Consider the following 23,942-nt stretch of genomic DNA (forward strand, 5'->3'; position numbering starts at 1 on the left):
CTCGTGAGCGTACGCGGGGTGCCCGGGGCACGCTGGACGTGACCGGGTCACCGCTGTCGGTCACGGCTCACAGGCGGGGCGCTCCCGCGTGCACACCGGCATCCAGCGCGCTCGGGAGGCGGGAACAGGTACCGTCCGGACGCTGTTGAACCGGGTGCCATCACGACAGAAGGAGCTAGCGATGTTGTTCTCCCAGCAGAAGGTCACCATGGTCGAGCCCACCCGGGCGCTGCGGGGACGTGATCACTCCGTCCTGGCCGAGCCCACCTTCCACGAGATCTTCGGCATCCCGGTCCAGCAGGTTCCGGTCGGCTCCGAGGTCATCTACCTGGCGCTGGGCTGTTTCTGGGGGGCCGAGAAGCTCTACTGGCAGGCCCCGGGCGTCACCAACACCGCCGTCGGCTACGCGGGCGGGTTCACCCCCAACCCGAGCTACGAGGAGGTGTGCAGCGCCAAGACCGGCCACACCGAGATCGTCAAGGTCAGCTACGACCCGACCAAGACCGACCTCGAGGCCCTGCTCAAGGTGTTCTTCGAGAACCACGACCCGACCCAGGGGATGCGGCAGGGCCACGACGTCGGGACCCAGTACCGCTCGGCGATCTACACCACCACCCCGGAGCAGCTGGCCACGGTGACAGCGGTGCGGGACAAGTACCAGACGGAGTTCAGCCGGGCCGGCTACCGACAGATCACCACCGAGATCGCGCCGGTCGGCGACTTCTTCTACGCCGAGGACTACCACCAGCAGTACCTGGACAAGAACCCGTTCGGCTACTGCCCGGTGCACGCCACCGGAGTCACCTGCAACTGAGCAGCTGAGCAGCTGAGCTCGTCCCGGGAGGGTCACTGTCGTTCGACGGTGACCTTCCTGGACAGCTTCCGCCACACCCAGCTGGCGGGCACCCGCTGGTCGAAGAGCACGTACGCGGCCGTCGCGTCGACCACCATCGAGCTCTCCAGCTCCCGTCGCTGCGCGCTCGCGCCGGCGAACAGCAGCTCGTCATCGGCCTCCAGCACCGCGTCGTGACCCGGGGTCAGGACGGCCTCGCCCCGTCGCAGCAGCAGCAGCGGCACGACCTCCAGCCGGCGCTCCCGGTCCTCCGGGCTGCGCAGCAGGTCGCCGAGCAGCACCGACCCGTCGGCGAGGTGGCGACCCAGCGCGGGCGCCTGGGTGCGGTCCAGCTTCACCTTCCACAGGGCGGGCAGCTCGACACCGCAGTTGTGCCGCAGCCTCATCACCAGCGCATCCGCCCACGGGTCACCTTCCGCTGCGATCCCCCGGATGAACCGCCACAGCAGCGGCGTGCTGATCTGGGCATAGACCTCGTGGGCGACGACCTCCGTCGGCACCAGCAGCGCGTCGACGCGCATCGCCTCGAACAGGGCAGCACTCGTCGGGCGGTTCTGCCGGGCCGCCAGGAAGAGGTTCGGGTTCATCCGGCGGGCGTTGGCGAGCATGGACAGGTTCGTGGTGTCGTCGTCGGTGCCGGCCACCAACCCGACGGCACCCGCCAGATCGGCCCGGGCCAGCACGCCCTCCTCCGACGCGTCGCCGACGATGACGCCCTGGTCGGCACCTTCCGGAGCCGCGCTGTCGATGATGGTGACGTCGAGACCCGCCGCCCGCAGGTCCGCGGTCAGCTCGTGACCGAAGCGCCCGTAACCGCACATCACCCAGCGCCCGTGCGACGGCAGCTTGCCCCGCTCCGGCAGCACCGCACCCGGCCCGGCCTCGAGCCAGGTCAGCAGCTGGTAGGAGGCGGGCGCGTTCAGGGCGAGGCGCAGGTGGTCGCCGAACCGGTCGAACGGGTTCACCACCGCCGGCGTGCCGAACGCCTGCATCCGCTCGCCGATCGACGGGGAGATCGTCCGGGCCACGACGGGCAGCTCCGGCCTGAGCAACGCGGCCGCCATGGTGATCGACAGGTTGGTGCGGTCGTCGTTGGTGAGCGCCAGCACGCCCGCGCAGTGCGGGTGACCGAGTCCGGCGATCCTGAGGTGGTGGGGGTTGGCGGCGTCGGCGGCCAGCCCGGGGATGTCGGCGTGGTACGACTGCAGCTCGAGCGCGTCGATCCGGGAGCTGGACTCGTCGATGACCACGACCTGCTGCCCGAGGGCGTCGAACGCCTTCACCAGCAGCTCCCCCGCCCTGCCGTAGCCGGCCAGCAGCAGGAACGGTTCCCGGATCCGGGAGACCTTGGTGGTGAAGCGCTGCAGCGCCACCGCGTGCCGGAAGGCGTGGTCCTGCAGCAGGGTCAGCAGCGAACCGATCGCGTACGCCCAGCCGATCACCGACAGGTAGATCGAGAACGTCACCCAGAGCCGCTGGGCGGTGGTGAACGGCCACGGCAGCTCGCCGAAGCCGATCGTGGTCGCCGTGTAGCTCATGAAGTAGAAGGCGTCGAACAGGGTCATCCGGGCCGTCTCACCGTCCGGGTCGACGCCCGGGATCAGCGCCAGCCCGACCACGCTGATCGAGAACACCAGGATCAGCACGATGAGCGGGGTCCGCATCCGCCGCATGATCAAGAAGATCGTCGCCGAGGCCTGGTCGGCGAACTCCAGGTGGGCACGGGAGACGGCCTCGTCCGCCGCGGACCGGCGGGGCCCGAACAGCTGCTGCCAGAAGATCAGCAGCGGGTTGCTCACGACCGGCCCTCGTCCCGCACGCCGCCCTCGTCCCTCACGACACGGTCAGCCGCGGTGGAAGGTGACGGTCTCGGTGACCAGCAGCACCACCGACACCAGGTTGGCCAGCAGCGCTCCCCCCGAGAGCGAGACGACGCTGGCCATGTGGACCGTGGTCAGCCCCTCGGCGGAGATCTGGGTCGCCCAGACCCAGACCACGAAGGCCGCCACCAGCTGCAGATCGGCGACCAGACTGGTGGCCAGGTGGACCGCCCCGATCTGGGTCCGGTCCCCGAACTTCAGCACCGTGGCGATGAGACTCACGACCAGAGCCGCGAACAGCTCGAAGATGTTGTGCAGCTCCGGGTTGCCGATGTCACCGATGAAGAAGCCGAAGTTCAAGGTGGCGGCCAGCAGCACGAAGAAGCCGAAGATGACCTTCTCGAGATTCACAGCACTCCTCACCCGTCGCAGCGGACCACTGCGACGACCGGCCGCATGGTCTGGGCCCACTGTCTCACTCGGTTGTGACTCAGGTCGCAGCGACCACGCCCACAGCATCGGAACAACTGCGCCGGGTGCCCGGTTGTCGCAGCAGTCACCGCGGACATCCTGACCGTTCTCCCGGGAAGAGCCCGCCCTGTGACCTCGACCGTCCTCACCGCCGAACGACCCGACCTCGGGTCCCGGACCCGCCCCGGCGCCGCGCTGTTCGCGCTGGCCATCGGCGGCTTCGCCATCGGCACCACCGAGTTCGCCACCATGGGCCTGCTGCCGCAGATCGCCGCCGGCGTCGACGTCGACATCCCGGGCGCCGGCCACCTCATCTCCGCGTACGCGCTCGGGGTGGTGATCGGCGCGCCGGTGATCGCCGCCGTCGCCGCTCGCGTCCCCCGTCGGCAGCTGTTGATGATCCTGATGGGCGTCTTCGCCCTCGCCAACCTGGCCTCGTCGCTGGCCGCGGGCTTCGGCAGCCTGCTGCTGGCCCGTTTCATCGCCGGCCTGCCGCACGGTGCGTACTTCGGGGTGGCCTCGGTCGTCGCCGCGGCGCTCGTGCCCGCCGACCGTCGCGCCCGGGCGGTCTCGCTGGTGATGGTCGGACTGACGGTGTCCAACATCGCCGGGGTGCCGGGCGCTACCTGGCTCGGTCAGGTCCTCGGCTGGCAGGCGCTCTACGTCGCGGTCACCGTGATCGCGCTGCTCTGCCTGGTGGCGACCCTGGTGTGGGTGCCGCCCGTCCGGATCGGGGACGAGCCCGCCACCATCCGCTCCGAGCTCAGCGCGCTGGCCCGACCGCAGGTGTGGTTCACGCTCGCGGTCGGCATGGTCGGTTTCGGGGGCATGTTCGCCACCTACTCCTACATCGCCCCCACGGTCACCACCCTCGCCGGTCTCGGCGAGCTGGGAGTGGTCGCGATCCTCGCCACGTACGGCGTCGGGATGACGGTCGGGATGGTGGCCGGTGGCCGGCTGGCCGACCGCGCACTGGTGCCCACCCTCTCTCTCGGTCTGGTCGGGCTGGCCGTCGTGCTGGCGGTCTTCGGGTTCCTGGTGACCACTCCGGCCGGGGCCTTCGTCGGGGTCTTCGGTCTCGGAGCCGCCGGATCGGTGCTGATGCCGGCCCTGCAGACCCGGCTGATGGACGTCGCCCGGGACGGCCAGTCGCTGGCCGCCGCCCTGAACCACGCGGTGCTGAACATCGGCAACGCCTTCGGCGCGTGGCTCGGCGGGTCGGTGCTGGCCGCCGGCCTGTCGTACGCCTGGCCGAGCCGGGTGGCCATCGTGCTGCCCCTGCTCGGTCTGGTGGTGCTGGTGGTCGGCCGCTGGTTCGAGCGCCGGTCGGCGGACTGAGCAGTCAGCGGGCGCCGGCGGCGCGCCCTCAGAGAGCGCCGGAGGCGAAGGTGTCGCAGCTGTTCGGGTCGCCGGTCTCGAAGCCTTTCTGCAGCCACTTCTGCCGGTTGGCAGCCGAGCCGTGGGTCCAGCTCTCCGGGTTGACCTGACCCTGCATCCGCTCCTGGATCCGGTCGTCGCCCACCGCGGCCGCCGCGTCGACGGCCCGGTTCAGATCGTCCTGGGTCAGCGACTCGATCGGCGAGTTCGGGTCCTTGGTCGTGTGGTTCATCCACACGCCCGCGTAGCAGTCGGCCTGCAGCTCGAGCCGCACGCCACCGGACTTCGGGCCGGTCTGCTGGCCCTGGCTCTGGACCTTGCCCATCACCCCGGTCAGGTTCTGGATGTGGTGACCGAACTCGTGCGCGAACACGTACGCCTCGGCGGCGTCGCCGCCCTTGGCCCCGAGCTTGCTGGTCAGCTCGTCGAAGAAGCCCGTGTCCAGGTAGACCGTGGTGTCACCGGGGCAGTAGAACGGGCCGACCGCGGAGCTTGCCGTGCCGCAGGCGGTCGACACCTGGCCGGTGAACGGCACCACCTGGATCTTCTGGTAGCCGTCGTAGGCGCCGGCCCAGTAGGACTGGATGGAGTTCGTGTACGCCACGAACCGGCACTCGCGGTCGCGGGAGATGTCGGCGCCCTTCGTGCACTGCTGATAGGGAGCAGGGGCCGTGCCGGAGGGCTCGGCCTGGGGACTGGTGGTCCCGCCCGTGAGGTCTCCCGGGTTGATGCCGAGGACCAGCGCGAGGATCAGCACGATCAGACCCGCGCCACCGCCGATCGCGATCTTGCCGCCCCCGCCGCGGGAACCGCCCATCTGCGAGGGATCCAGCTGTGCGTTGTCCCGGTACTTGACCATGTTCGTCCTCTCCTCGCTGGCTCCCTACGTGCCGGGATCTGTCTTCCTTCCTCACTCGCAGACGGAGAGCGTGTCTGCTCGCTCGTCTGTCCAGACAGATCCGGGGCACTCCGCTCGCGGGCGCTCGGGAGGGGTGGGGAGAGCGTATACCGGGATCCTCGGTCAGGTCCGGGTCGGGAATATCCAACGCCTCCCCGCGTTGTACCCGGCAGTTAGTTGAATTGTAAATCTTCCACCCCAGGAGGGTGACATGCAGTTCGGAGTCTTCACCGTCGGCGACGTCACGACGGACCCCACCACCGGCCGTACGCCGAGCGAGGCCGAGCGGATCAAGGCGATGGTGACCATCGCCCAGAAGGTCGAGGAGGTGGGCCTGGACGTGTTCGCGACCGGCGAGCACCACAACCCGCCCTTCGTGCCCTCCTCCCCCACCACGATGCTCGGCTACATCGCCGCGCAGACCGAGCGGATCGTGCTCTCCACCGCGACCACGCTGATCACCACCAACGACCCGGTGAAGATCGCCGAGGACTACGCGATGCTGCAGCACCTGTCCGACGGACGGGTCGACCTGATGATGGGTCGCGGCAACACCGGCCCGGTCTACCCGTGGTTCGGCAAGGACATCCGTACGGGCATCGACCTGGCCATCGAGAACTACCACCTGCTGCACCGCCTGTGGCGGGAGGACGTGGTGGACTGGAAGGGGACGTTCCGGACCCCGCTGGAGTCGTTCACCGCGACCCCGCGCCCGTTGGACGACGTGCCCCCGTTCGTCTGGCACGGCTCGATCCGCAGCCCCGAGATCGCCGAGCAGGCCGCCTACTACGGCGACGGGTTCTTCGCCAACCACATCTTCTGGCCGACCTACCACTTCCAGCGGCTGATCAACCTCTACCGCCGCCGCTACGAGCACTACGGCCACGGTCGCGCCGACCAGGCCATCGTCGGGCTCGGCGGCCAGGCGTTCATCCGCCCGAAGAGCCAGGACGCGGTGCGGGAGTTCCGGCCGTACTTCGACAACGCCCCGGTCTACGGTCACGGGCCGTCGCTGGAGGAGTTCACCGAGCAGACCCCGCTGACCGTCGGCAGCCCGCAGGAGGTCATCGAGAAGACGCTCACCTTCCGGGAGCACTTCGGTGACTACCAGCGCCAGCTGTTCCTGATCGACCACGCCGGTCTGCCGCTGAAGACCGTGCTCGAGCAGCTCGACCTGCTCGGCTCCGAGGTCGTCCCGGTGCTCCGTCGTGAGCTGGACGCCCTTCGCCCGGCCGACGTGCCGGACGCCCCGGTCCACGCGAGCCTGCTCGCGGCCAAGCGGGCCGCCGAGACCGACACCGCTCTCGACACCGAGGCGACCACCCCGGTCGTCGACACCGTCACCGGCCGCGCGCCGGAGCTGGAGGGGAGTCGGCGATGACCCGGATCGTGGTGCTGGCCGCCGGACTCCGGCAGCCCTCGTCGACCCGGCTGCTGGCCGACCGGCTCTCTACCGCCACCACCGCTGCCCTGGCGCAGCGGGGTCAGGCGGTCGAGGTCGAGACCGTCGAGCTGCGGGAGTACGCGCGCGAGCTGACCAACCACCTGCTCACCGGCTTCGCCGCGGGGCGGCTGGCCGAGCTGATCGAGCGGGTGGCGGAGGCCGACGCGCTGATCGTCGTCTCGCCGATCTTCTCCGGCTCCTACTCCGGGCTGTTCAAGACGTTCTTCGACGTCCTGGAGCCTGGTCTGCTGGTCGGCAAGCCCGTCCTGATCGGCGCGACCGGCGGTACCGCCCGCCACTCGCTGGCCCTGGAATATGCTCTGCGGCCGCTCTTCAGCTACCTTCGCACCGTGGTCGTGCCCACCGCCGTGTACGCGGCCCCGGAGGACTGGGGATCGGACGCCCAGCTGTCCGACCGGGTCGCCCGGGCCGCCGGCGAGCTGGCCGACCTGATCCGTCCACGGACGTCCCGCTCGAGCTCCGTCGAGCCGGCCGCGGAGGAGATCGACGACGAGCTGGTGCCCTTCGAACGGCTGCTGGCCGGCTACCGTCGCGAGGGACCGTGAACAGAGCGCCGGCTCTGGCTGGAACGAGGAGTGAGCAGACACGCTTTTCGTCTGTGAACGACGAGGGAAGCCAGAGCCAGTCAGCGCGTCGTGAGCAGCGAGGGACGACAGAGGGTGACTGATGACTGACGTGCAGGTGAGCGACCACCCCGAGGTCGAGCGGTACGAGGTCCGGGTGGACGGTCGGCGAGCCGGTCTGGCCGCGTACGAGCTCGAGGGCGACGTGATCACGTTCACCCACACCGAGATCGACGACGCGTACGAGGGCCAGGGGCTGGGCAGCCGGCTGGCCCGCGCCGCGCTCGACGACGCGAGGGGCCGTGGGTTGAGGGTCAAGCCCCTGTGCCCGTTCATCCGAGGCTGGATCAAGCGGCACGAGGACTACCAGGACCTGGTCGTTCCGACCGCTTGAAGACCCGGTCAGGCGGGCCGGGGCCGGGTGGCCCACAGCCACCAGAGCCCGAGGATCGGCAGCACCAGCGGGACGAACCCGTAGCCGCTGCCGAAGTCGGACCAGACGGTCGCCCGCGGGAACGCCGCCCGGTCGAGGATGCTCAGCAGACCGACGGTCAGCACCCCGACCAGCTCGACCAGGATCGCGACCGTGGCCACCCGCCGCGACGTGCGCGTGCCGCGGGCCAGGGTGATGGTCGCGACCACGTAGATCGCCCCCGCCAGGGCGGACAGCAGGTAGGCCAGCGGCGCCTCGTCGTAGCGGGTCGCGATCTGCACCCCGGCCCGCGCACAGGCAGCCAGGGCGAACACGCCGTAGACGGCGACCAGCACCTTGCCCGGTCCCGCGCGGGTGCTCCGCGTCCCCGGCGCGGGGTCGCTCATCCGGCCGGGATCCACAGCTGCAGCAGCCGGAGGGTCATCACCGCGACCGCCAGTCCGGCCACGGCCAGGACCACGCCGGAGAACCTGGTCCGCTCGACGTTGGCCCAGAACCAAGCGACCGGGATGAGCACGACGACACCGATCAGGTAGCCGATGGTGGTGGCGAGCTCGACGGGGCGGAACCCCTGGCCCAGACCGACGAAGCCGATGACCGTCTGGGCGACGGTGACGACCTCGACCCCGGCGGCGTACAGCAGCTGGGCCCTGCCCGGTGGCTTGTCGACCAGGGCGGTGACCAGACCCCACACCACCATGACGCCGGACAGCGCCATCACGACGTAGGCGAGCACCGGGATCACAGGGCAGGACTGTACCTGCCGCCCCGGCACCCCTGACCCCTTCTCGCTCGGGATCGTGCTTCCTGCACGGGCTACAGCCGGCGCGAGAGGCAGGAACCCGAGCGGGAACGGCGCGTACGGGTGAACAATCGGACCATGGCCGACGACGAGACACCGCAACCGACGGGCTGGCACGACGCCGAGCGGGTCGAGCGCTGGATCGCGGGGGCCCGACAGCGCGAGGCGCAGATGTCCCCGGTCAGTGCCGAGCTCTTCGCGACCGCGGACCTGCAGCCCGGTGAGGTGGTGCTCGACGTCGGCTGCGGCACCGGTCCGACCACCGAGCAGGCAGCGCGGGCCGTCGGACCGACGGGACAGGTGACCGGCACCGACATCGCCCCGGCCATGGTCGCGGCGGCGCGGGCGGGCAGCTCGGTCGGTGGCCCGACCTGGCTGGTGGCCGACGCCCAGAGCCACGACTTCGGCGCTGGCCGCTTCGACGTCGTGCTCTCCCGGTTCGGGGTGATGTTCTTCCCCGACCCGGTGGCCGCCTTCGCGAACCTGGCCCGGGCCACGCGCCCGGGGGGTCGGCTGGCCGCCGCCGTCTGGCAGACCCGCGACCGGGTGCCGCTCTTCGACCTCCCGTACGAGACCGCGGCGACCGTCCTGGACCGCCTCGGGCTGGCGTACGAGCCGGTGGCGATCGACGACAACCAGTGCAGCCTGGGCAGTCACGACCGCGTGGTCGCGGTGCTGGAGCCGGCCGGCTGGCAGGACATCGAGACCCACCCGACGGAGCGATCCCTGGAGGTCGGCGGAGCCGCCTCCCCGGCCGACGCCGCCGCCGGGGCCCTGGACGTGGGCCCCATCCGAGGGTTGCTGGACGGTCGGCCCGCCGACGTCCGCGACCGGGTGCAGGTGGCGTTGACCACCGTCTTCGAGGAGTACGCCGATGGCGGCCGGGTGGTCCTGCCGGGTGGCTACCAGATCGTCACCGCGCGACGCTGACCGCCCGCGTCAGCCGCCGAAGAGGTCGACCAGCAGGTAGGCGTCCAGCACCACGATGACCGCCGTGGCCGACGCCGCCACGACGGTGGTCAGGGGGCGGTTGACCAGCCGGCCCATCACCGACCGCCGCGAGGTGAGCAGCACCAGCGGCAGCAGGTTGAGCGGCAGACCGAACGACAGCACCACCTGACTGAGCACCAGGGCGGTGGTCGGGTCGACGCCGGCCAGCAGGATGCCCAGGGGCGGCACCACGGCCAGCAGCCGACGCAGCCAGAGCGAGAGGGGACGGGTCCAGAAGCCCTGCATCACCACCTGACCGGTGTAGATGCCGACGATCGTCGAGGACAGGCCCGAGGCGAGCAGCGCCAGGCCGAAGCCGACGGCCGCGACCTGCCCCAGCACCGCACCGATGGCGGCGTACGCCTCGCCGAGGCCACCGGCGGCCTCGGTGGGCAGCCGGGCGGCGATCAGCACGAGCGAGACGTTCGCCAGGGCGGCGAGCGACATGGCCAGGGCGATGGCCCGGCGGGCCCGCCCGGCCGCCGCGAGCTTGACGGCGTCCTCCGGGTGGCTGTCCTCGCGGGCCACCGCCGAGTGGAAGTGCAGGGCGTGCGGCATCACGGTGGCTCCGATGATGCCGACCGCCAGCAGCGCGGCCGAGCCGTCCAGCGGGCGCGGGACGAGACCGCGCGCGAAGGCCGGTCCGTCCACTCCGGCGATGACCAGCTCGCCCACCAGCAGGGCCACGATCAACGCGAACAGCGCCAGCAGCACGGGCCGGAAGCCCTCGTGACCCCGGACCCGCAGCGCCAGCAGCACGAACCCGAAGACGGCCACGATCAACGCACCCCAGACCAGCGGGATGCCGAACAGCAGGTAGAGCGCGAACGCCCCACCGACCAGCTCGGCCAGGTCGGTCATGATGACGACGAGCTCGGCCTGCAACCAGAGCAGTCGCCGCCACCCCCTGCCGTAGCGCTCGCGGCAGTTCTCGGCCAGGCTCCGCCCGGTGGCGATGCCGAGCTTGGCGGCCAGGTACTGCACCACCGATGCCGTCAGGCTCGCCCCCACGACCACCCAGACCAGCGTGTAGCCGTGCTCGGCCCCGGCGGCCACGTTGACCGCGAAGTTCCCGGGGTCGACGTAGGCGATCGCGGCCATCACGGCCAGCGCGAGGGTACGCAGGCCGGCCCGCGGGACGTGCCGTCGGTGCATCGGGCCTCCTGGGTCGGTGCGCCACCGTACGGCACCGGTGCGGTGAGGCGCGAAGATAGGGGGATGGAGCTGCGCGGGGTCGAGGCGTCGGGCGACGAGCGGTTCGCGGTTCCCCTCCCTCACGGCAGCGACCCCACGCTGGTGGCGTACGACCTCGGGTTCGTGATCGAGAGACCCCTGGACGCCGAACGCGACGCCGGCGGGGAGCTGGTGCTGCGGTTCGCGGTCCGGCCGGTCGCCGACGAGGCACGACCCGGTCAGCGGCGGGCGGGCCGCGACGCCGGCCTGGCCCTGGGCGAGGGCGAGCAGCCGGTGGCCCGGCAGCGCGTGGCCGCGTACGCGGTCGTGGTGTCGACCCGCGGGCTGCTGGCCACCCAGTACTCGTCGCGAACGGCGGTGGACGGCCGCTGGGGGATGCCGGGGGGCGGCATCGACCCCGGCGAGGAACCCGGCGCCGCCGTGGTGCGAGAGGTGCACGAGGAGACCGCCCAGGACGTCGAGCTGGGCGCGCTGGTGGCCGTGCAGTCGTCGCACTGGGTCGGGCGCAGCCCGAGCGGGCGGGCCGAGGACTTCCACGCCGTCCGGCTGGTCTACCGCGCGACCTGCGCCGAGCCGGAGGACCCGCGGGTGCTCGACGTGGGCGGCACCACCGCCGACGCGCGCTGGGTCGAGCTGGACCGCTGGCGGTCGGTCAGCTGGACGGCCAACTGGCGCGAGGCGCTGGCCCAGCTGCTTCCGCGCTGACGGCGTCGAACGCAGGGCGAGCGCGCGCGACACGCCGTGATCGGGCTGCCGGGGAGCCAGGTCGAGCTGACTTCGACGCACTCGGGCGCGACCAGGGCGGCCGCACGCACGCCGCGCTGCGTCAGCTCGGCGCGTCCGTGCCGCGGCCGGTCAGCCGACGTCGGCGAGCAGGTCCTGGCGGGTCAGCACACCGGTGGGCTTGCCGTCGTCCAGGACCAGGAGCGCGTCGGTGTCGACCAGCAGCTCGATCGCCTTGCTCACCGGCTCGCTCGCGCCGAGCACCGGCAGGCTGGACTCCATCACCGACTCGACGGCGTCGGCGGGCCGCGACCGGCGTCCGAACAGCGCACCCAGCAGACCCCGCTCGCTGACCGAGCCCACCACCTCGGCGGCCATCACCGGAGGCTCGGCCCGGACCACGGGCATCTGGGAGACGCCGTACTCGCGGAGGATCTCCACCGCCTCCGCGATCGTCTCGCCGGGGTGGGTGTGCACCAGGGAGGGCAGGTCCCCGGACTTCTCCCGCAGCACGTCGCCGACCGTACGGCCACCGTCCTCGTGCGGCGGGCCGAAGCCGTAGCGGGTGAGCCACTCGTCGCTGAACACCTTGGTCAGGTAGCCCCGGCCGGAGTCGGGCAGCAGCACGACGACGACGGCGTCCGGGTCGTCGATCTGCGCGGCCGCCCGCAGCGCGGCCACGGTGGCCATGCCGCAGGAACCGCCGACCAGCAGCCCCTCCTCACGGGCCAGCCGCCGGGTCATCGCGAACGAGTCGCCGTCGGAGACCTCGATGATCTGGTCGCAGACCTCCGGGTCGTAGTTGGCCGGCCAGAAGTCCTCGCCGACCCCCTCGACCAGGTAGGGCCGGCCGCTGCCGCCGGAATAGACCGAGCCGGACGGGTCGGCCCCGATCACCTGGACGCGTCCGTCGGACACGTCCTTGAGGTAGCGGCCGGTGCCGCTGATGGTGCCGCCGGTGCCGATGCCGGCCACGAAGTGGGTGATCCGGCCCTCGGTCTGGCGCCAGATCTCCGGACCGGTCGACTCGTAGTGGCTGGCGGGGTTGTTCGGGTTGGAGTACTGGTCGGGCTTCCAGGCCCCGTCGATCTCGCGGACCAGCCGGTCGGAGACCGAGTAGTAGGAGTCCGGGTGATCAGGCTCCACGGCGGTCGGGCACACCACCACCCGGGCCCCGTACGCGGCCAGCACGTTGCGCTTGTCCTCGCTGACCTTGTCGGGGCAGACGAAGACGCAGTGATAGCCCCGCGCCTGGGCGACGATGGCCAACCCGACCCCGGTGTTGCCGCTGGTCGGCTCGACGATGGTGCCGCCGGGCCTCAGCAGCCCTTCCTGCTCGGCCGCCTCGACCATCCTGACCGCGATCCGGTCCTTCACCGAGCCACCGGGGTTCAGGTACTCCACCTTGGCCAGCACCAGCGGCTTGAGGTCCCCGGTGACCCGGGTCAGCTGCACGAGCGGGGTGTTACCGACCAGGTCGATGAGCGACGTCACGTACTCCACGGCGCTGAGCCTAGCCGCGGCTCCCCCCGCGAGAAACGACGAGACCGCTCGCCCCCGTTCGGGGGCGAGCGGTCTCGTTGTCGTTCAGGAGCGCGTCAGCGGCGGATGTAGGACAGCAGCCGCAGGATCTCGACGTACAGCCAGACCATCGTCACGGTCAGACCGAAGGCGCCGCGCCACGACTCGCTGGCCGGGGCCCCCATCTCGACACCGCGCTCGATGTAGTCGAAGTCGAGGACCAGGTTGAGGACAGCGAGCACGCAGCCGAGGACCGAGAAGGCGACGGCCAGCAGGCTGACCGGGCCCGTGCCCCCGTCGCGGAGACCCAGGTTGAAGCCGAGCAGGGCTGCCACGAAGTTGATCAGCATGGCCACCGCGAACGCGATGGTGGCGATGATGACGACCTTCTGGAACTTCGGCGTCACCTTGATGTTGAAGAACCGGTACGCCGCCAGGGTCACGCCGGCCGCCGCGAAGGTGCCGATCACGGCCTGGACCACGATGCCCGGGTAGATCGAGTTGAAGATGTTGCTGAACATGCCGATGAAGACGCCCTCGATCGCGGCGTACAGGAACACCATCGGCGGCGAGATCACGCGGCGGAACGAGACGAGCAGCACCACGCCGAAGCCGACCAGACCCGACAGGATCAGGGCGGGCATGTACAGCGCCGGCGGCACGAACATCCACGCCAGGGCGGCGGAGACGACCAGCACACCCATCACCAGCGCGGTCTTGGTGATGACGTCGTCGAACGTCATCCGTGCGTCGGTGCCCACCGGCGGCTGTCCGTAGCCCGGCTGCTGCGGGGCGTACGGCGACTGCTGACCGTACGGGTTCTGACCGTACTGCTGGGGAGCTGCGGGTGTGAACGCGTCCTGCTTGGAGAGGATCGGGTTCGAACTGCGCAACATAGGTAAAGGTCCTCCTGCTGTGGGGCACCGCGGTGGTGCCTCCCATCAGTCTACGCAACGACGTCGACGCGCCCCGTGTTCCACAGGTACGAATCGGTTAAGACTCGGACTCGAACGGCCGGCGGCCACCACCCCGCCGGCGCAGCAGCAGGATCTGGAGCGCACCGAGACCGAGTGCGAGCAGCCCGCCGACCACGGCCACCGGCACCCCCACGGTGGCCACCCGACCGGCAGCGGCAGCCAGCAACGGGGCGACCAGCCCACCCAGCTCGGTCGCGGCGGCCCGCCCCTGCCCGTACGCGAGCAGCCGCGGCAGGACGAGGGCGATCACCGCGACGAGGCCACTGGCCACGGCGAGCGTCCGCAGCGGGAGCCGGGAGGTGGCGACCGACACCGCGAGCAGGACGAGACCCACCCAGCCGGCCCACCGACGGATCAGCAGCAGCCAGTCGTACCGGTGCTGCAGCAGGTCGAGCTGCTCCCCGGTCAGCAGGGGCAGGGTGAGGTGCCCCTTCGTCACCGAGAGACCCATCGCCCTGGCCGTCGCCTTGTCCACGGTGACCCCGGCGAGCGCGAGCAGCGGCGCGACGTCGGCCCGGACCTCGGACTTGGGGGTGGCCTGCGCATCCAGCTGACCGACAGCGGTGTCGCGGGTGGCGACGACGACCCCGGTCACCGCGCTGACGAGCGGCTCGAGCGGAGCGGTGGAGGTGATCGCCGCCTGCAGCTGCCGGACGGCCCGCTGCGCGGACCTGGTCTGCTTCGGGTCCCCGGCCAGGCGGGCGGCCTGGTCGAAAGCGGTCCCGGTCCACTCCCCCAGCTGCGCCCGTACGGACGGGTGGTCGAGAGCCTGGGTCAGCGCACCGACGAACCGGGCGTCGTCGTGCAGGACCACGTACGTCGACGCCGCGCTCCACCACAGCGAGCCCAGGGTCAGGGCGAGCCCCAGACAGGTCGCCGACAGCCTGGGATGCACCCGCACTCCCGCATCGTCGCACCGGCACCCCTCGCGCGCGAGGGGTGATTGGCGGGATCCCGTCGCCCTGCGGCAACGGTCCGGCTGCCGGCTGTCGGTCCACTGCCCTACGCTCCCGACTCGTGACCACGCAGACCGTGCCCGGCGTCGACCTGGCCGCGCTGCGCCGGCGGACCCTCGGGCTGCTCGCCGCCGGCCAGATCCTCGGTGGGTTGGGGACGGGGGCCGCGCTGAGCGTCGGCGCGCTGGCGGCCAACGCCCTGGCCGGCGAGAGCTGGTCGGGGATGGCTGCCACCATGAGCACGCTCGGGGCGGCGTTGCTGGCCATCCCGCTGGCCCGGCTGGCCGATCGCCGTGGCCGCCGGATCTCGCTGAGCACCGCGGCCCTGATCGCCGCCGCCGGGGTGGCGCTGTGCGTGCTGGGCATGGCGCTCGGGACGGTGCTGATCCTGTTCCTCGGGTTGGCCGGAGCGGGGGCGGCCACCGCCGCGGCGCTGCAGTCCCGGTTCGCCGCCACCGACCTCGCCGAGCCACGGACCCGCGGCCGCGACCTGTCGCTGGTCGTGTGGTCGACCACTGTCGGTGCGGTGATCGGACCGAACCTGGCCGAGCCGGGCGAGATCGTCGGCCGCGCACTCGGCCTGCCACCCTTCTCCGGGGTCTTCGTCTTCGCCGTGGCGGCCCAGCTGGTGGCGGCGGCGGCGTACGCGTCCTTCCTGCGCCCCGATCCGCTGACCGTGGCCAAGCAGCTCGCGCTGGACGCGGCACCGGTCGTCGGGTCCGATGGACCGGCGGGCCGGATCGGTCCGCCGTCGCCCCCGGGCGATCTCGGCCTGGTCCGGTTGGCCATCCTGGCCACCGCGCTGAGCCACGCGACGATGGTGGCGCTGATGGCCATGACCCCGGTCCACCTGATGCACGGCGGGGCGTCGCTGTCGGTCGTCGGACTGACCCTCAGTCTGCACATCGCCGGGATGTTCGCCCTGTCGCCGGTGTTCGGCATCATGTCCGACCGGCTCGGCCGGGTCCCGACGATCCTGCTCGGTCAGGCGATGCTCGTCTTCGCCGCACTGGTCACCGCCCTCGGCTCCCACGACCAGCGGCTGGTGGTCACCGGGTTGATCCTGCTGGGCCTGGGCTGGAGCGCCTCCACGGTGGCCGGCTCCGCCCTGCTCAACGACGCCGCGCCCGCCGCCCACCGGGTCCGGCTGCAGGGCCGCGGCGACCTGGCCATGAACCTGGCCGGTGCCCTCGGAGGAGCGCTGTCGGGGCCGGTGCTGGCCTTCGTCGGCTACACCGGACTCGCCTGGGGCCTGCTGCTGCCGATCGTGGTCGTGGTGGCGGCGTCGGTGGGGGGACTGACCCGGGGGTCGCGTCGCTGACCGGCGCGGCAGGACAGGTGCCCCCGGTGGGACTCGAACCCACACTCGGGCGGGTTTAAGCCGCCTGCCTCTGCCGGTTGGGCTACGGGGGCCCGGTCCGGGCGATGCTAGTGCGTCCGACGGACCCGGCGGGGGTCAGCCGGCGCCGTCGTCCTCGACCGGCGCGTCCAGGTAGACCTTGCGGGCGTAGAGCGCGTGCGCGCCGGCCACCCGATCGAGGAACAGCAGTCCCTGGCAGTGGTCGAGCTCGTGCTGGAGGGCTCGGGCCTCGAAGGCGTCGGTCACGATCTCCACCGTCTCGCCCGTCACCGGCAGCTGACCGCGAACGGTCGCGCGGGTCGCCCGCTTCACGTCACCGGTCAGGTCAGGCACCGACATGCAGCCCTCGCGGCCCTTCTCGTTCTTCGACGACGCCACCAGCTCGGCGTTGACCAGCACGATCAGACCGTGACAGGTCCGGGTCTTGGGGTGCTGGGACACGTCGACGCAGAAGGCCCGGGCGGCGACGCCCACCTGCTGGGCGGCCAGTCCGACGCAGCCGGGCGAGACGCGCATGGTCGCCACCAGGTCGGCGCACAGCTGCACGACGGCCTCGTCGGCGGGATCGACCGGCGACCCGGGGGCGGCCAGCACGGCAGCAGGGGCGCGGACGACGTCCCGCACCCGGCCCTCGGGCAGGGTGGGAAGCTCGATCACAGCTCGTCGCGCTCCACGGCCCGCAGGGTGACACCGACACCGAGCTCGGCCGCCACCGCAGCCAGCTCGGCTTCGAGACGCTCGCTCGCCGCGGGGTCGAGATCGACCTCCGCCAGCAGCACGTAGAGATCGCCGGCCAACCGCGTGGTCAGGTCGGTGATGTTGCCCCCGGCGGCGGCCACGACGCTGGCGAGGCGCGCGACGATGCCGAGCCGGTCGGCTCCGTGAACGGTGACCAGGTGGGTGCCGCCGCCGGACGAGCGAGGTTCCCCGCCGGCAGACAGCTCGCGCACGTCGACGGTCAGCGACCCGTCGGCCAACGGTGCCAGGGCCCTCTCGACGTCGGCCACGGAAGCGCCACCGGCGCAGATCAACGTCATGGCGAAGTGACCCCGCAGGAGCGTCATCGAGGAGTCCTCGAGGTTCATGCCGCTGTCGGCGAGCGCGTCGGCCGCCTGCGCGATGATGCCCGGCCGATCGTGCCCGACGACGGTGATGGCCAGGTACGTCACCCGGGCATTGTGCCAGGTGCTGCGACTGCTGACCCCTCAACCACCGGCGAGCAGGTCCAGAGCGACGCCGTCGAGGATGTCGCTCTCGCTGACCAGCATCGATCGGGTGACCCGGCGGGCGATCCGGTCGGCGATCAGGGTGCCCGCCGTGATCACATCGGCCCGACCGGGCTCCATCGCCCCGAGTCCGCGGATCTGCGCGGCCGTCAGCCCGGCCAGCCGGTCCAGCAGGCGGGCGAGCTCGGCGGCCCCCACTGTCGACCCGTGCACCCGGGCCCGGTCGTACGCGGCCAGTCCCTGGACCAGGGCCGACACCGTGGTCACGGTCCCGGCCACGCCGATCCAGGTGACCACGCCTTCGAGCAGGTCACCGACGGGAGCCAGCAGCCCGTCCACGTACGCCGTGGCGGCCGCCCGGGACTCGGCCGCCCAGGGGCCGACCAGTCCGAACCGCTCGGTCAGCCGGACCGAGCCGATGTCGAGCGACACCGCCTGCGCGATGGCGCCCGACGCCTCCCCCCGGACGAGCTCGGTCGATCCGCCGCCGATGTCCATCACCAGCACCGGTCCCGCGTCGGCCACCCGCACGCCGCTGAGCGCGCCGACGAACGACAGCCGGGCCTCCTCGGCGCCGGTGATCACCTCGGGGCGCACGCCGAGCCGAGCCTCCATGCCCGCGACGAAGGCGGCGGTGTTGCGCGCGTCCCGGGCCGCCGACGTCGCCACCAGCCTCCGGCGCTCCGGGGGAACGCCGTACGCCCGCAGCTGGTCGGCGTAGTCCTCGGCGGCGGTGAAGGTACGGGCCAGGGCCTCGGGGTGCAGCTCACCGGTGGCGTCCACCCCCTGGCCCAGCCGGACGATCCTCAGCTCTCGGGTCAGCTCGACCAGCCCGCCGTCGGCTCCGGGCTCGGCGACCAGCAGCCGGAACGAGTTGGTGCCGCAGTCGATCGCGGCGACGCGGTGGCTCATCGGCCCCCGTCAGGCATCCGTGCAGGGGAACGGCCAGCGCTCCCGGATCAGCTGGAGCGTGAGGTCACCGATCGGGTTGACCCCCGGTCCGGCGGCCAGCGCGTGCCCGAGCAGGGCGTGCAGGCACTTCACCCGGTTCGGCATCCCACCGGCGGAGACGGCCGCGACCTCGGTCACCTCACCGGTCGTGCCGGCGGCGATCTCGGCGCGCGCCGACAGGTACGCCCGGTGGGCCTGCGCGTAGTGCGCGGCCAGCACCGGGTCGGTCCCGAGCCGGTCGGTCAGGTCGGTCATCACCCCGGAGGCCTCCAGCGTGGAGCAGGCCGAGACGGCGCGCGGACAGGTCAGGTAGAAGGTGGTCGGGAACGGCGTGCCGTCGGGCAGCCGCGGCAGGGTGGCCACGACACCCGGGTGCCCGCTCGGACACCGGTAGGCGACCCCGACCACGCCGCGGGGACGTCGCTGGAGCTGCTCGGTCACGACGACCTCGTCGGCCGCACTCAGGAGCTCGATCGTCACGTCAGGTCGTCAGTCGTCAGTCGGGTTGCGGGGGTGAGGAGGGCGCTCAGCGAGGGGTCGACGAGGCGTCGTCGACGTTCTTCTCGGTGATCGGCTTCGCGTCGCCCGGATCCGGCTCGGGCGGGGCGGCGGGCTTGTCGGCGGTCTCCACGGAACCCCACAGGCGCGTGTACCAAGACTCCGGTGGGCGGTCGTCCCCGGTCTTCTCACCGGCGGCGAGCTGCTGCCCACCGCCGAGAGGTCTGCCGTCGGCGTCGACCACCGTGAACCCGATCTCGCCCGGGACCACCCAGCCGAGCCGGGTCCGGGCCTGCAGCTTCACGAAGGCCGGGTCGTTCCAGCGGTTCAGCTCGGTCTGCAGATCCCCGATCCGGGCCTCACGATCGGCGATCTCGGCCCTGGTCGCGGCCACCTCGTGGGACTGAGCGAAGTAGATCCGGAGGCTGTTGGCGTACGAGATGGTCAGCATCAAGATCACCACGGCGAGCGCCAGCGCCCGGGTGGTCAGGCTGGAGCTGCGGGACAGCTTCCGCTTGCCGGAACCCGCGGCGGGCTTGGGCGGTGAGACGCCGGTCCTGGTTCCCCCCGGGGCGGCGGCAGCCGAGCGCGGAGACGCCGCGCCGGTCGTCCCGGTCGTCGCCTCGTCGCGGGGCTTCCCGTTCGCCGCACCGGTGTCCTTGGCCGGGCGAGAACCGGCCCGGGCGCGCGGCCGACCGCGCCCGGGACCTGCACCCGGACGCGCGGTCGGCCGTGGGCCCGCGGGCATCAGGCCGTGAACCTCGGGAAGGCGGCAGCTCCGGCGTAGCGGGCTGCGTCGTCGAGGTCCTCCTCGATCCGCAGCAGCTGGTTGTACTTGGCCACCCGGTCGGTCCGGGCCGGAGCGCCGGACTTGATCTGCCCGCAGTTGGTGGCGACGGCCAGGTCGGCGATCGTGGTGTCCTCGGTCTCGCCGGAACGGTGGCTCATCATGCAGGCGAAGCCGGCCCGCTGGGCCATCGTCACCGCGTCCAGCGTCTCGGTCAGCGAACCGATCTGGTTGACCTTGACCAGCAGGGCCGAGGCGGCGCGCTCGTCGATGCCACGCTGCAGCCGGGTCACGTTGGTGACGAACAGGTCGTCGCCGACCACCTGCACCTTGTCGCCGATCTTGTTCACCAGGGCGCTCCAACCGGCCCAGTCGTCCTCGGCCAGCGGGTCCTCGATGGAGACGATCGGGAAGGCGTCGATCCACTGGGTGTAGATGTCGGTCATCTCGTCGGCCGAGAGCTCGCGGCCCTCGAACCGGTAGGTGTCGTTGCCGAAGAACTCGGTGCTGGCCACGTCGAGCGCCAGGGCGATGTCGCTGCCCAGCTTCAGTCCGGTGCCCTCGACGGCGGTGGAGATCAGCTCCAGCGCGGCGACGTTGGCCGGCAGGTTGGGGGCGAAGCCGCCCTCGTCGCCCAGGCCGGTGGACAGGCCCTGCTTCTTCAGCACGCTCTTCAGCGAGTGGTAGACGTTCGCGCCCATCTCGAGGGCCTCGCGGAAGGTGGCCGCGCCGATCGGGGCGATCATGAATTCCTGCACGTCCACGTCGGAGTCGGCGTGCGAGCCGCCGTTGATGATGTTCATCATCGGCACCGGCAGCACGTGGGCGTTGGGGCCACCGACGTAGCGGTAGAGCGGCAGGTCGGCCGAGCTGGCCGCCGCGTGCGCGACCGCGAGCGAGACCCCCAGGATCGCGTTGGCGCCGATCTTGGCCTTGTTGTCGGTGCCGTCCAGGTCCAGCATGGCCTGGTCGATCAGCCGCTGCTCGCTGGCGTCGTAGCCCAGCAGCTCCGGACCGAGCTGGTCGAGCACGCCGAGGACGGCCTTGGTCACGCCCTTGCCGCCGTAACGGCCCTTGTCGCCGTCCCGCAGCTCGACGGCCTCGAAGGCGCCGGTGGAGGCGCCCGACGGCACCGCCGCGCGACCTTCCGAACCGTCGTCCAGGATGACCTCGACCTCAACCGTGGGGTTGCCGCGGGAGTCGAGGATCTCGCGGGCACCGATGAACTCAATACTTGCCACGTCGAACTGCCTTCCGTACCGGCCGGGCGCACGGAGCGCCGGACCTGGAGATTGTCGGTCCCACCCTATCGGCGCGAGTCCGCGGCACCGACGAGGCCGGGCGGGGCGGGGCGGGAGTTCACGTTCGGCGTCGGGAGCGGTTACCCCAGGCGAAGACCGCGTTCACCCCGACGATGCCCGCCCAGGCCACCATCAAGCCGGGGAGCTCGGCGTAGCTGGCCGAGATCGCGCTGACCGGGATGCCGGCACCGAGGGAGACGATGCCGAGCACGAACCGGTGGGAGTTGCCGCGGCGGACGTCGGCGCGGTCCTCCTTGGCCGCGTCGTCGGTGTGCCGCAGCTCGGCGGTCCGGTAGGCGACCAGCTCCTCCACCCGGTCGGCCAGTCCGGCCGCGATCGCGTCGTCGTAGTCGGGACCCAGCTCGGCCCGGGCGGCCATCGCGGCCCGGACCTGGGAGCTCGTCTCGACGTCCGCGTGCCGGTGCGGCCGCTGCGGCGGATAGGGCTGGGGCGGGTAGGGCTGGCGCGTGACCGGCCGCTGCGGCCCTGGTCCCTGCTGCGGCGGGTAGGGCGGCTGGTTCGGACGGTACGGCGGCCCGTACGGAGGCTCGCTCATGCTCGCCAGACTATGTCGCGGCGGTCTCAGTCGTACGGACTTCGGCCTCGAGATCGCGGACGGCTTCCCGGACGGCCTGCTCGGCGTCGAGGCCACTGGCCTGCGCCCGCGCCACGAGGTCCAGGATCTGGTGGCCGAGCGCGGCCGCCTGGATCGGCTCGGTGGGCAGCGACAGCGGAACCCGGTGCGAACGGGACCGGCCGATGATCTTGCTCGCTCGGCTCAGGGCCGACAACCGCTCGGGAATCCCTTCCAGGGCGGACGTCCTGCCCTTCTCGGCCGCCTTGCGCTGCTCCCACACGCCGTGCAGGTCGGCGGGCGCGGTCTCGGCGGCGAACACGTGCGGGTGCCGACGGACCAGCTTGTCGCTGATTCCCGCCGCCACGTCGTCGAGGTCGAACCCGTCAGCCGCCTCGCTCGCCAGCTCGGCGTGGAACACCACCTGGAGGAGCAGGTCGCCGAGCTCCTCCTGCAGGTGCGCGGCGGCCGGCCCGGCCCCGCCCACGGTCTCCCCCGGCAGCCCCTCGACGGCCTCCACCACCTCGCAGGTCTCCTCCACCAGGTAGGGAACAAGGCTCCGGTGGGTCTGCTGGGAGTCCCACGGGCACTGCGCCCGCAGGGTGCTCATCACGGCGACGAGCCGCTCGAGCTCCGACGGAGCGGTCACCGGCGGCGGGTCAGCTGCCGGCGGGCAGCGAGAGCGACGACGACTGCCCGTCGGCGATGATCTTCTGCGTGGGGTCGAGGACCCCGAAGCGAGGGTTCAGCTCGACCTCGATGCCCTGGACGGCCTTCAGGTAGGCCTCCGAGCCGACGGCCTCGGCCACCAGCTGCTGGTCGGCGAGGTCGTACGCGATCGGCTTCGCGTCCGGCACGTCGAGCAGGGCGGCGAGGTTGCTGCCCTTGATCACCGTGTCCCGCTGGGCGTCGGTGATGGCGATGCCGTTGGTCTGGGCGATCTCGTCGGCCAGGGCGCCGTGGATCATCACGTTGACCACCGCCGCCGACGACACCTGCTGCCCTGCCTGCAGCGTCTGCTGCACCCCGGACAGCGCGCTGTCGAGCTGGCTCTGGGTGACCCGGGAGTCGCCGACGTACGCCACGGTGCTCGGCGAGCCGCTGAGACCGCAGGCCGAGGTGAGCAGAGCCAGACCCGCCAGGGCACCCGCGACCGCCGCGCGGGGTGCTCGACTGCGGAGCGTCGTCCGGCGACGTCCGCCCGTCCTCGTCGCAGGCTGCGCAGCCTCGTCCACCGTCGAACTCCTCACCACCGCGCGAGCGCACGGTCCTGCCGGATGATCTCGTCGGCGATCATACGGGACCCCGCCCACCACCCTCCGACCTCGCGCATGACGGCGTGATGCGTCGGGTAGGCGACAGAGGGGCGGTCCCCGGGGTGCCGAACATTCCGTCACCCGACGGCTTTTTCCGGCCGACGGCGACCCCAGGGCCCGAACATTCCGTCACCCGACGACTTCTCCGGCCGACGCCGGCCCCAGGCGCCGAACACTCCGTCACCCGACGACTTCTCCGGCCGACGCCGGCCCCAGGTCCCGAACATTCCGTCACCCGACGACTTCTCCGGCCGACAGCGGACCCCTGTGCCGTACATTCCGTCACCCGACGACTTCTCCGGCCGACGCCGGCCCCAGGTCCCAGGTCCCAGGTCCCGAACACTCCGTCACCCGACGACTTCTCCGGCCGACGCCGGCCCCAGGTCCCGAACACTCCGTCGACTGACGGAATCTTCGGATCCGGCGAGGCCGCCAGCCCACCCGCGCTCCGTCGGGCAGAGCACGCCGACCGGACAGATCAGGCGGTCATCAGGAGTGTCAGCGCAGCGACCGCGGCACGGTCGCCGGTCAGCCAGTCCAGCTGCCCGAGGTCGGCCGAGCCCACCCATCGCAGCTGGTCGTGGTCGGTCGAGTCGGCGATCTCTCCCCCGGCCACGACAGCCAGCCAGAGGCGCATCTCCAGGGTCTCGGTGAGCGGCCAGCAGCGTCCCTCGGCGGCGTCGGGGCCTAGCTCGGTCCCGAGGCTCACCGTGACGCCCAGCTCCTCGGCGAGCTCCCGATGCAGGGCGGCCACCGGGTCCTCGCCGGACTCGACCTTGCCACCGGGGAACTCCCACCGGCCGGCCAGCGCGGGCGGTCCGGTCCGCCGCGCGGCCAGCACCCGCGTCGGCCGGACGAGATCGTCCACGATCGCCGCGGCCACCAC

Annotated in this window: 27 protein-coding genes and 1 tRNA gene; 8 read left to right on the forward strand and 20 right to left on the reverse strand. The window is 71.9% G+C overall.

Going from position 1 to position 23,942, the window contains the following annotated elements; genetic code table 11:
• The first annotated feature begins 181 nt into the window (after positions 1 to 181).
• Positions 182 to 814, forward strand: a complete 633-nt coding sequence (msrA, locus tag ABD714_RS15740) for a peptide-methionine (S)-S-oxide reductase MsrA (RefSeq protein WP_344813340.1) — start codon at positions 182 to 184, stop codon at positions 812 to 814.
• Positions 815 to 846: 32 nt separating this feature from the next.
• Here msrA and ABD714_RS15745 read toward each other — a convergent pair whose 3' ends face one another.
• A complete protein-coding gene (locus ABD714_RS15745; protein ID WP_344813341.1) occupies positions 847 to 2,652 on the reverse strand; it encodes a potassium channel family protein in 1,806 nt (601 codons plus the stop codon).
• A gap of 45 nt (positions 2,653 to 2,697) precedes the next feature.
• The gene (locus tag ABD714_RS15750) at positions 2,698 to 3,084 is read right to left on the reverse strand and encodes a DUF6394 family protein (protein ID WP_344813342.1); all 387 of its coding nucleotides are present in this window, start codon (positions 3,082 to 3,084) and stop codon (positions 2,698 to 2,700) included.
• 189 nt (positions 3,085 to 3,273) lie between these two features.
• Here ABD714_RS15750 and ABD714_RS15755 point away from each other — a divergent pair, with 189 nt between their 5' ends.
• Complete coding sequence (locus tag ABD714_RS15755; RefSeq protein WP_344813343.1) at positions 3,274 to 4,482, forward strand: MFS transporter; 1,209 nt, start codon at positions 3,274 to 3,276, stop codon at positions 4,480 to 4,482.
• A 28-nt stretch (positions 4,483 to 4,510) separates the two neighbouring features.
• On the opposite strand, the gene ypfJ is transcribed toward ABD714_RS15755, so the two are convergent.
• The gene (gene ypfJ / locus ABD714_RS15760; RefSeq protein WP_344813344.1) at positions 4,511 to 5,380 is read right to left on the reverse strand and encodes a KPN_02809 family neutral zinc metallopeptidase; all 870 of its coding nucleotides are present in this window, start codon (positions 5,378 to 5,380) and stop codon (positions 4,511 to 4,513) included.
• A gap of 250 nt (positions 5,381 to 5,630) precedes the next feature.
• Here ypfJ and ABD714_RS15765 point away from each other — a divergent pair, with 250 nt between their 5' ends.
• The 3 genes from ABD714_RS15765 to ABD714_RS15775 all read left to right on the forward strand — a co-directional run bounded on the left by ABD714_RS15765 (position 5,631) and on the right by ABD714_RS15775 (position 7,841).
• A complete protein-coding gene (locus tag ABD714_RS15765; RefSeq protein ID WP_344813345.1) occupies positions 5,631 to 6,800 on the forward strand; it encodes an LLM class flavin-dependent oxidoreductase in 1,170 nt (389 codons plus the stop codon).
• Complete coding sequence (locus ABD714_RS15770) at positions 6,797 to 7,429, forward strand: FMN reductase (protein ID WP_344813346.1); 633 nt, start codon at positions 6,797 to 6,799, stop codon at positions 7,427 to 7,429. Before ABD714_RS15765 ends, ABD714_RS15770 begins: the two co-directional genes overlap by 4 nt.
• A gap of 121 nt (positions 7,430 to 7,550) precedes the next feature.
• Positions 7,551 to 7,841, forward strand: coding sequence for a GNAT family N-acetyltransferase (locus tag ABD714_RS15775; protein WP_344813347.1), 291 nt, complete (start codon positions 7,551 to 7,553; stop codon positions 7,839 to 7,841).
• Positions 7,842 to 7,849: 8 nt separating this feature from the next.
• Here ABD714_RS15775 and ABD714_RS15780 read toward each other — a convergent pair whose 3' ends face one another.
• On the reverse strand, positions 7,850 to 8,266 hold the full coding sequence (locus tag ABD714_RS15780) for a hypothetical protein (RefSeq protein WP_344813348.1): 417 nt from the start codon (positions 8,264 to 8,266) through the stop codon (positions 7,850 to 7,852).
• On the reverse strand, positions 8,263 to 8,625 hold the full coding sequence (locus ABD714_RS15785; protein WP_344813350.1) for a hypothetical protein: 363 nt from the start codon (positions 8,623 to 8,625) through the stop codon (positions 8,263 to 8,265). Before ABD714_RS15785 ends, ABD714_RS15780 begins: the two co-directional genes overlap by 4 nt.
• A 135-nt stretch (positions 8,626 to 8,760) precedes the next feature.
• On the opposite strand from ABD714_RS15785, the gene ABD714_RS15790 reads away from it, so the two are divergent.
• On the forward strand, positions 8,761 to 9,612 hold the full coding sequence (locus ABD714_RS15790) for a class I SAM-dependent methyltransferase (protein ID WP_344813351.1): 852 nt from the start codon (positions 8,761 to 8,763) through the stop codon (positions 9,610 to 9,612).
• 9 nt (positions 9,613 to 9,621) lie between these two features.
• On the opposite strand, the gene ABD714_RS15795 is transcribed toward ABD714_RS15790, so the two are convergent.
• Positions 9,622 to 10,827, reverse strand: a complete 1,206-nt coding sequence (locus ABD714_RS15795; RefSeq protein WP_344813352.1) for an Nramp family divalent metal transporter — start codon at positions 10,825 to 10,827, stop codon at positions 9,622 to 9,624.
• A 63-nt stretch (positions 10,828 to 10,890) separates the two neighbouring features.
• Here ABD714_RS15795 and ABD714_RS15800 point away from each other — a divergent pair, with 63 nt between their 5' ends.
• Complete coding sequence (locus ABD714_RS15800) at positions 10,891 to 11,571, forward strand: NUDIX hydrolase (RefSeq protein WP_344813353.1); 681 nt, start codon at positions 10,891 to 10,893, stop codon at positions 11,569 to 11,571.
• Between the two features lie 150 nt (positions 11,572 to 11,721).
• On the opposite strand, the gene ABD714_RS15805 is transcribed toward ABD714_RS15800, so the two are convergent.
• From ABD714_RS15805 to ABD714_RS15815, 3 genes are all read right to left on the reverse strand, one after another.
• A complete protein-coding gene (locus tag ABD714_RS15805; protein WP_344813354.1) occupies positions 11,722 to 13,092 on the reverse strand; it encodes a cystathionine beta-synthase in 1,371 nt (456 codons plus the stop codon).
• Between the two features lie 95 nt (positions 13,093 to 13,187).
• On the reverse strand, positions 13,188 to 14,006 hold the full coding sequence (locus ABD714_RS15810) for a Bax inhibitor-1/YccA family protein (RefSeq protein WP_344813355.1): 819 nt from the start codon (positions 14,004 to 14,006) through the stop codon (positions 13,188 to 13,190).
• Positions 14,007 to 14,103: 97 nt separating this feature from the next.
• A complete protein-coding gene (locus ABD714_RS15815) occupies positions 14,104 to 14,988 on the reverse strand; it encodes a hypothetical protein (protein ID WP_344813356.1) in 885 nt (294 codons plus the stop codon).
• A gap of 116 nt (positions 14,989 to 15,104) precedes the next feature.
• Here ABD714_RS15815 and ABD714_RS15820 point away from each other — a divergent pair, with 116 nt between their 5' ends.
• Complete coding sequence (locus ABD714_RS15820; protein WP_344813357.1) at positions 15,105 to 16,364, forward strand: MFS transporter; 1,260 nt, start codon at positions 15,105 to 15,107, stop codon at positions 16,362 to 16,364.
• Positions 16,365 to 16,382: 18 nt separating this feature from the next.
• Here ABD714_RS15820 and ABD714_RS15825 read toward each other — a convergent pair.
• The 11 genes from ABD714_RS15825 to ABD714_RS15875 all read right to left on the reverse strand — a co-directional run bounded on the left by ABD714_RS15825 (position 16,383) and on the right by ABD714_RS15875 (position 23,939).
• Positions 16,383 to 16,456 (reverse strand) — tRNA-Leu (locus ABD714_RS15825).
• Positions 16,457 to 16,499: 43 nt separating this feature from the next.
• A complete protein-coding gene (gene def, locus ABD714_RS15830; protein WP_344813358.1) occupies positions 16,500 to 17,060 on the reverse strand; it encodes a peptide deformylase in 561 nt (186 codons plus the stop codon).
• On the reverse strand, positions 17,057 to 17,572 hold the full coding sequence (locus tag ABD714_RS15835) for a glycine cleavage system transcriptional repressor (RefSeq protein ID WP_344813359.1): 516 nt from the start codon (positions 17,570 to 17,572) through the stop codon (positions 17,057 to 17,059). Before ABD714_RS15835 ends, def begins: the two co-directional genes overlap by 4 nt.
• 36 nt (positions 17,573 to 17,608) lie before the next feature.
• Positions 17,609 to 18,541 (reverse strand): Ppx/GppA phosphatase family protein, encoded by a 933-nt coding sequence (locus ABD714_RS15840; protein ID WP_344813360.1) that lies wholly within the window; start codon positions 18,539 to 18,541, stop codon positions 17,609 to 17,611.
• Positions 18,542 to 18,550: 9 nt separating this feature from the next.
• A complete protein-coding gene (locus ABD714_RS15845) occupies positions 18,551 to 19,060 on the reverse strand; it encodes a DUF501 domain-containing protein (protein ID WP_344813361.1) in 510 nt (169 codons plus the stop codon).
• A 46-nt stretch (positions 19,061 to 19,106) separates the two neighbouring features.
• Positions 19,107 to 19,826 (reverse strand): FtsB family cell division protein, encoded by a 720-nt coding sequence (locus tag ABD714_RS15850; RefSeq protein ID WP_344813362.1) that lies wholly within the window; start codon positions 19,824 to 19,826, stop codon positions 19,107 to 19,109.
• Positions 19,826 to 21,106: a phosphopyruvate hydratase gene (gene eno / locus ABD714_RS15855; RefSeq protein ID WP_344813363.1), complete on the reverse strand. Its 1,281-nt coding sequence runs from the start codon at positions 21,104 to 21,106 to the stop codon at positions 19,826 to 19,828. Before eno ends, ABD714_RS15850 begins: the two co-directional genes overlap by 1 nt.
• A gap of 118 nt (positions 21,107 to 21,224) precedes the next feature.
• Complete coding sequence (locus ABD714_RS15860) at positions 21,225 to 21,722, reverse strand: hypothetical protein (protein ID WP_344813364.1); 498 nt, start codon at positions 21,720 to 21,722, stop codon at positions 21,225 to 21,227.
• A gap of 10 nt (positions 21,723 to 21,732) precedes the next feature.
• Positions 21,733 to 22,350, reverse strand: a complete 618-nt coding sequence (locus ABD714_RS15865) for a nucleoside triphosphate pyrophosphohydrolase (RefSeq protein WP_344813593.1) — start codon at positions 22,348 to 22,350, stop codon at positions 21,733 to 21,735.
• A 49-nt stretch (positions 22,351 to 22,399) separates the two neighbouring features.
• Positions 22,400 to 22,975: a SurA N-terminal domain-containing protein gene (locus ABD714_RS15870; RefSeq protein ID WP_344813366.1), complete on the reverse strand. Its 576-nt coding sequence runs from the start codon at positions 22,973 to 22,975 to the stop codon at positions 22,400 to 22,402.
• A gap of 559 nt (positions 22,976 to 23,534) precedes the next feature.
• Positions 23,535 to 23,939: a (deoxy)nucleoside triphosphate pyrophosphohydrolase gene (locus tag ABD714_RS15875; RefSeq protein ID WP_344813367.1), complete on the reverse strand. Its 405-nt coding sequence runs from the start codon at positions 23,937 to 23,939 to the stop codon at positions 23,535 to 23,537.
• Between the last annotated feature and the right edge of the window lie 3 nt (positions 23,940 to 23,942).

This window comes from Microlunatus aurantiacus (genome assembly GCF_039536605.1).
GTDB lineage: Bacteria > Actinomycetota > Actinomycetes > Propionibacteriales > Propionibacteriaceae > Microlunatus > Microlunatus aurantiacus.

What these genes read in the sequence shown, in the direction of transcription:
- msrA (WP_344813340.1), top strand. Translation starts at nt 182, where the DNA reads ATGTTGTTCTCCCAGCAGAAGGTCACCATGGTCGAGCCCACCCGGGCG.
- ypfJ (WP_344813344.1), bottom strand. Translation starts at nt 5,380, where the DNA reads ATGGTCAAGTACCGGGACAACGCACAGCTGGATCCCTCGCAGATGGGC.
- ABD714_RS15765 (WP_344813345.1), top strand. Translation starts at nt 5,631, where the DNA reads ATGCAGTTCGGAGTCTTCACCGTCGGCGACGTCACGACGGACCCCACC.
- ABD714_RS15770 (WP_344813346.1), top strand. Translation starts at nt 6,797, where the DNA reads ATGACCCGGATCGTGGTGCTGGCCGCCGGACTCCGGCAGCCCTCGTCG.
- ABD714_RS15775 (WP_344813347.1), top strand. Translation starts at nt 7,551, where the DNA reads ATGACTGACGTGCAGGTGAGCGACCACCCCGAGGTCGAGCGGTACGAG.
- ABD714_RS15780 (WP_344813348.1), bottom strand. Translation starts at nt 8,266, where the DNA reads ATGAGCGACCCCGCGCCGGGGACGCGGAGCACCCGCGCGGGACCGGGC.
- ABD714_RS15790 (WP_344813351.1), top strand. Translation starts at nt 8,761, where the DNA reads ATGGCCGACGACGAGACACCGCAACCGACGGGCTGGCACGACGCCGAG.
- ABD714_RS15795 (WP_344813352.1), bottom strand. Translation starts at nt 10,827, where the DNA reads ATGCACCGACGGCACGTCCCGCGGGCCGGCCTGCGTACCCTCGCGCTG.
- ABD714_RS15800 (WP_344813353.1), top strand. Translation starts at nt 10,891, where the DNA reads ATGGAGCTGCGCGGGGTCGAGGCGTCGGGCGACGAGCGGTTCGCGGTT.
- ABD714_RS15810 (WP_344813355.1), bottom strand. Translation starts at nt 14,006, where the DNA reads ATGTTGCGCAGTTCGAACCCGATCCTCTCCAAGCAGGACGCGTTCACA.
- ABD714_RS15840 (WP_344813360.1), bottom strand. Translation starts at nt 18,541, where the DNA reads ATGAGCCACCGCGTCGCCGCGATCGACTGCGGCACCAACTCGTTCCGG.
- ABD714_RS15850 (WP_344813362.1), bottom strand. Translation starts at nt 19,826, where the DNA reads ATGCCCGCGGGCCCACGGCCGACCGCGCGTCCGGGTGCAGGTCCCGGG.
- ABD714_RS15860 (WP_344813364.1), bottom strand. Translation starts at nt 21,722, where the DNA reads ATGAGCGAGCCTCCGTACGGGCCGCCGTACCGTCCGAACCAGCCGCCC.
- ABD714_RS15865 (WP_344813593.1), bottom strand. Translation starts at nt 22,350, where the DNA reads ATGAGCACCCTGCGGGCGCAGTGCCCGTGGGACTCCCAGCAGACCCAC.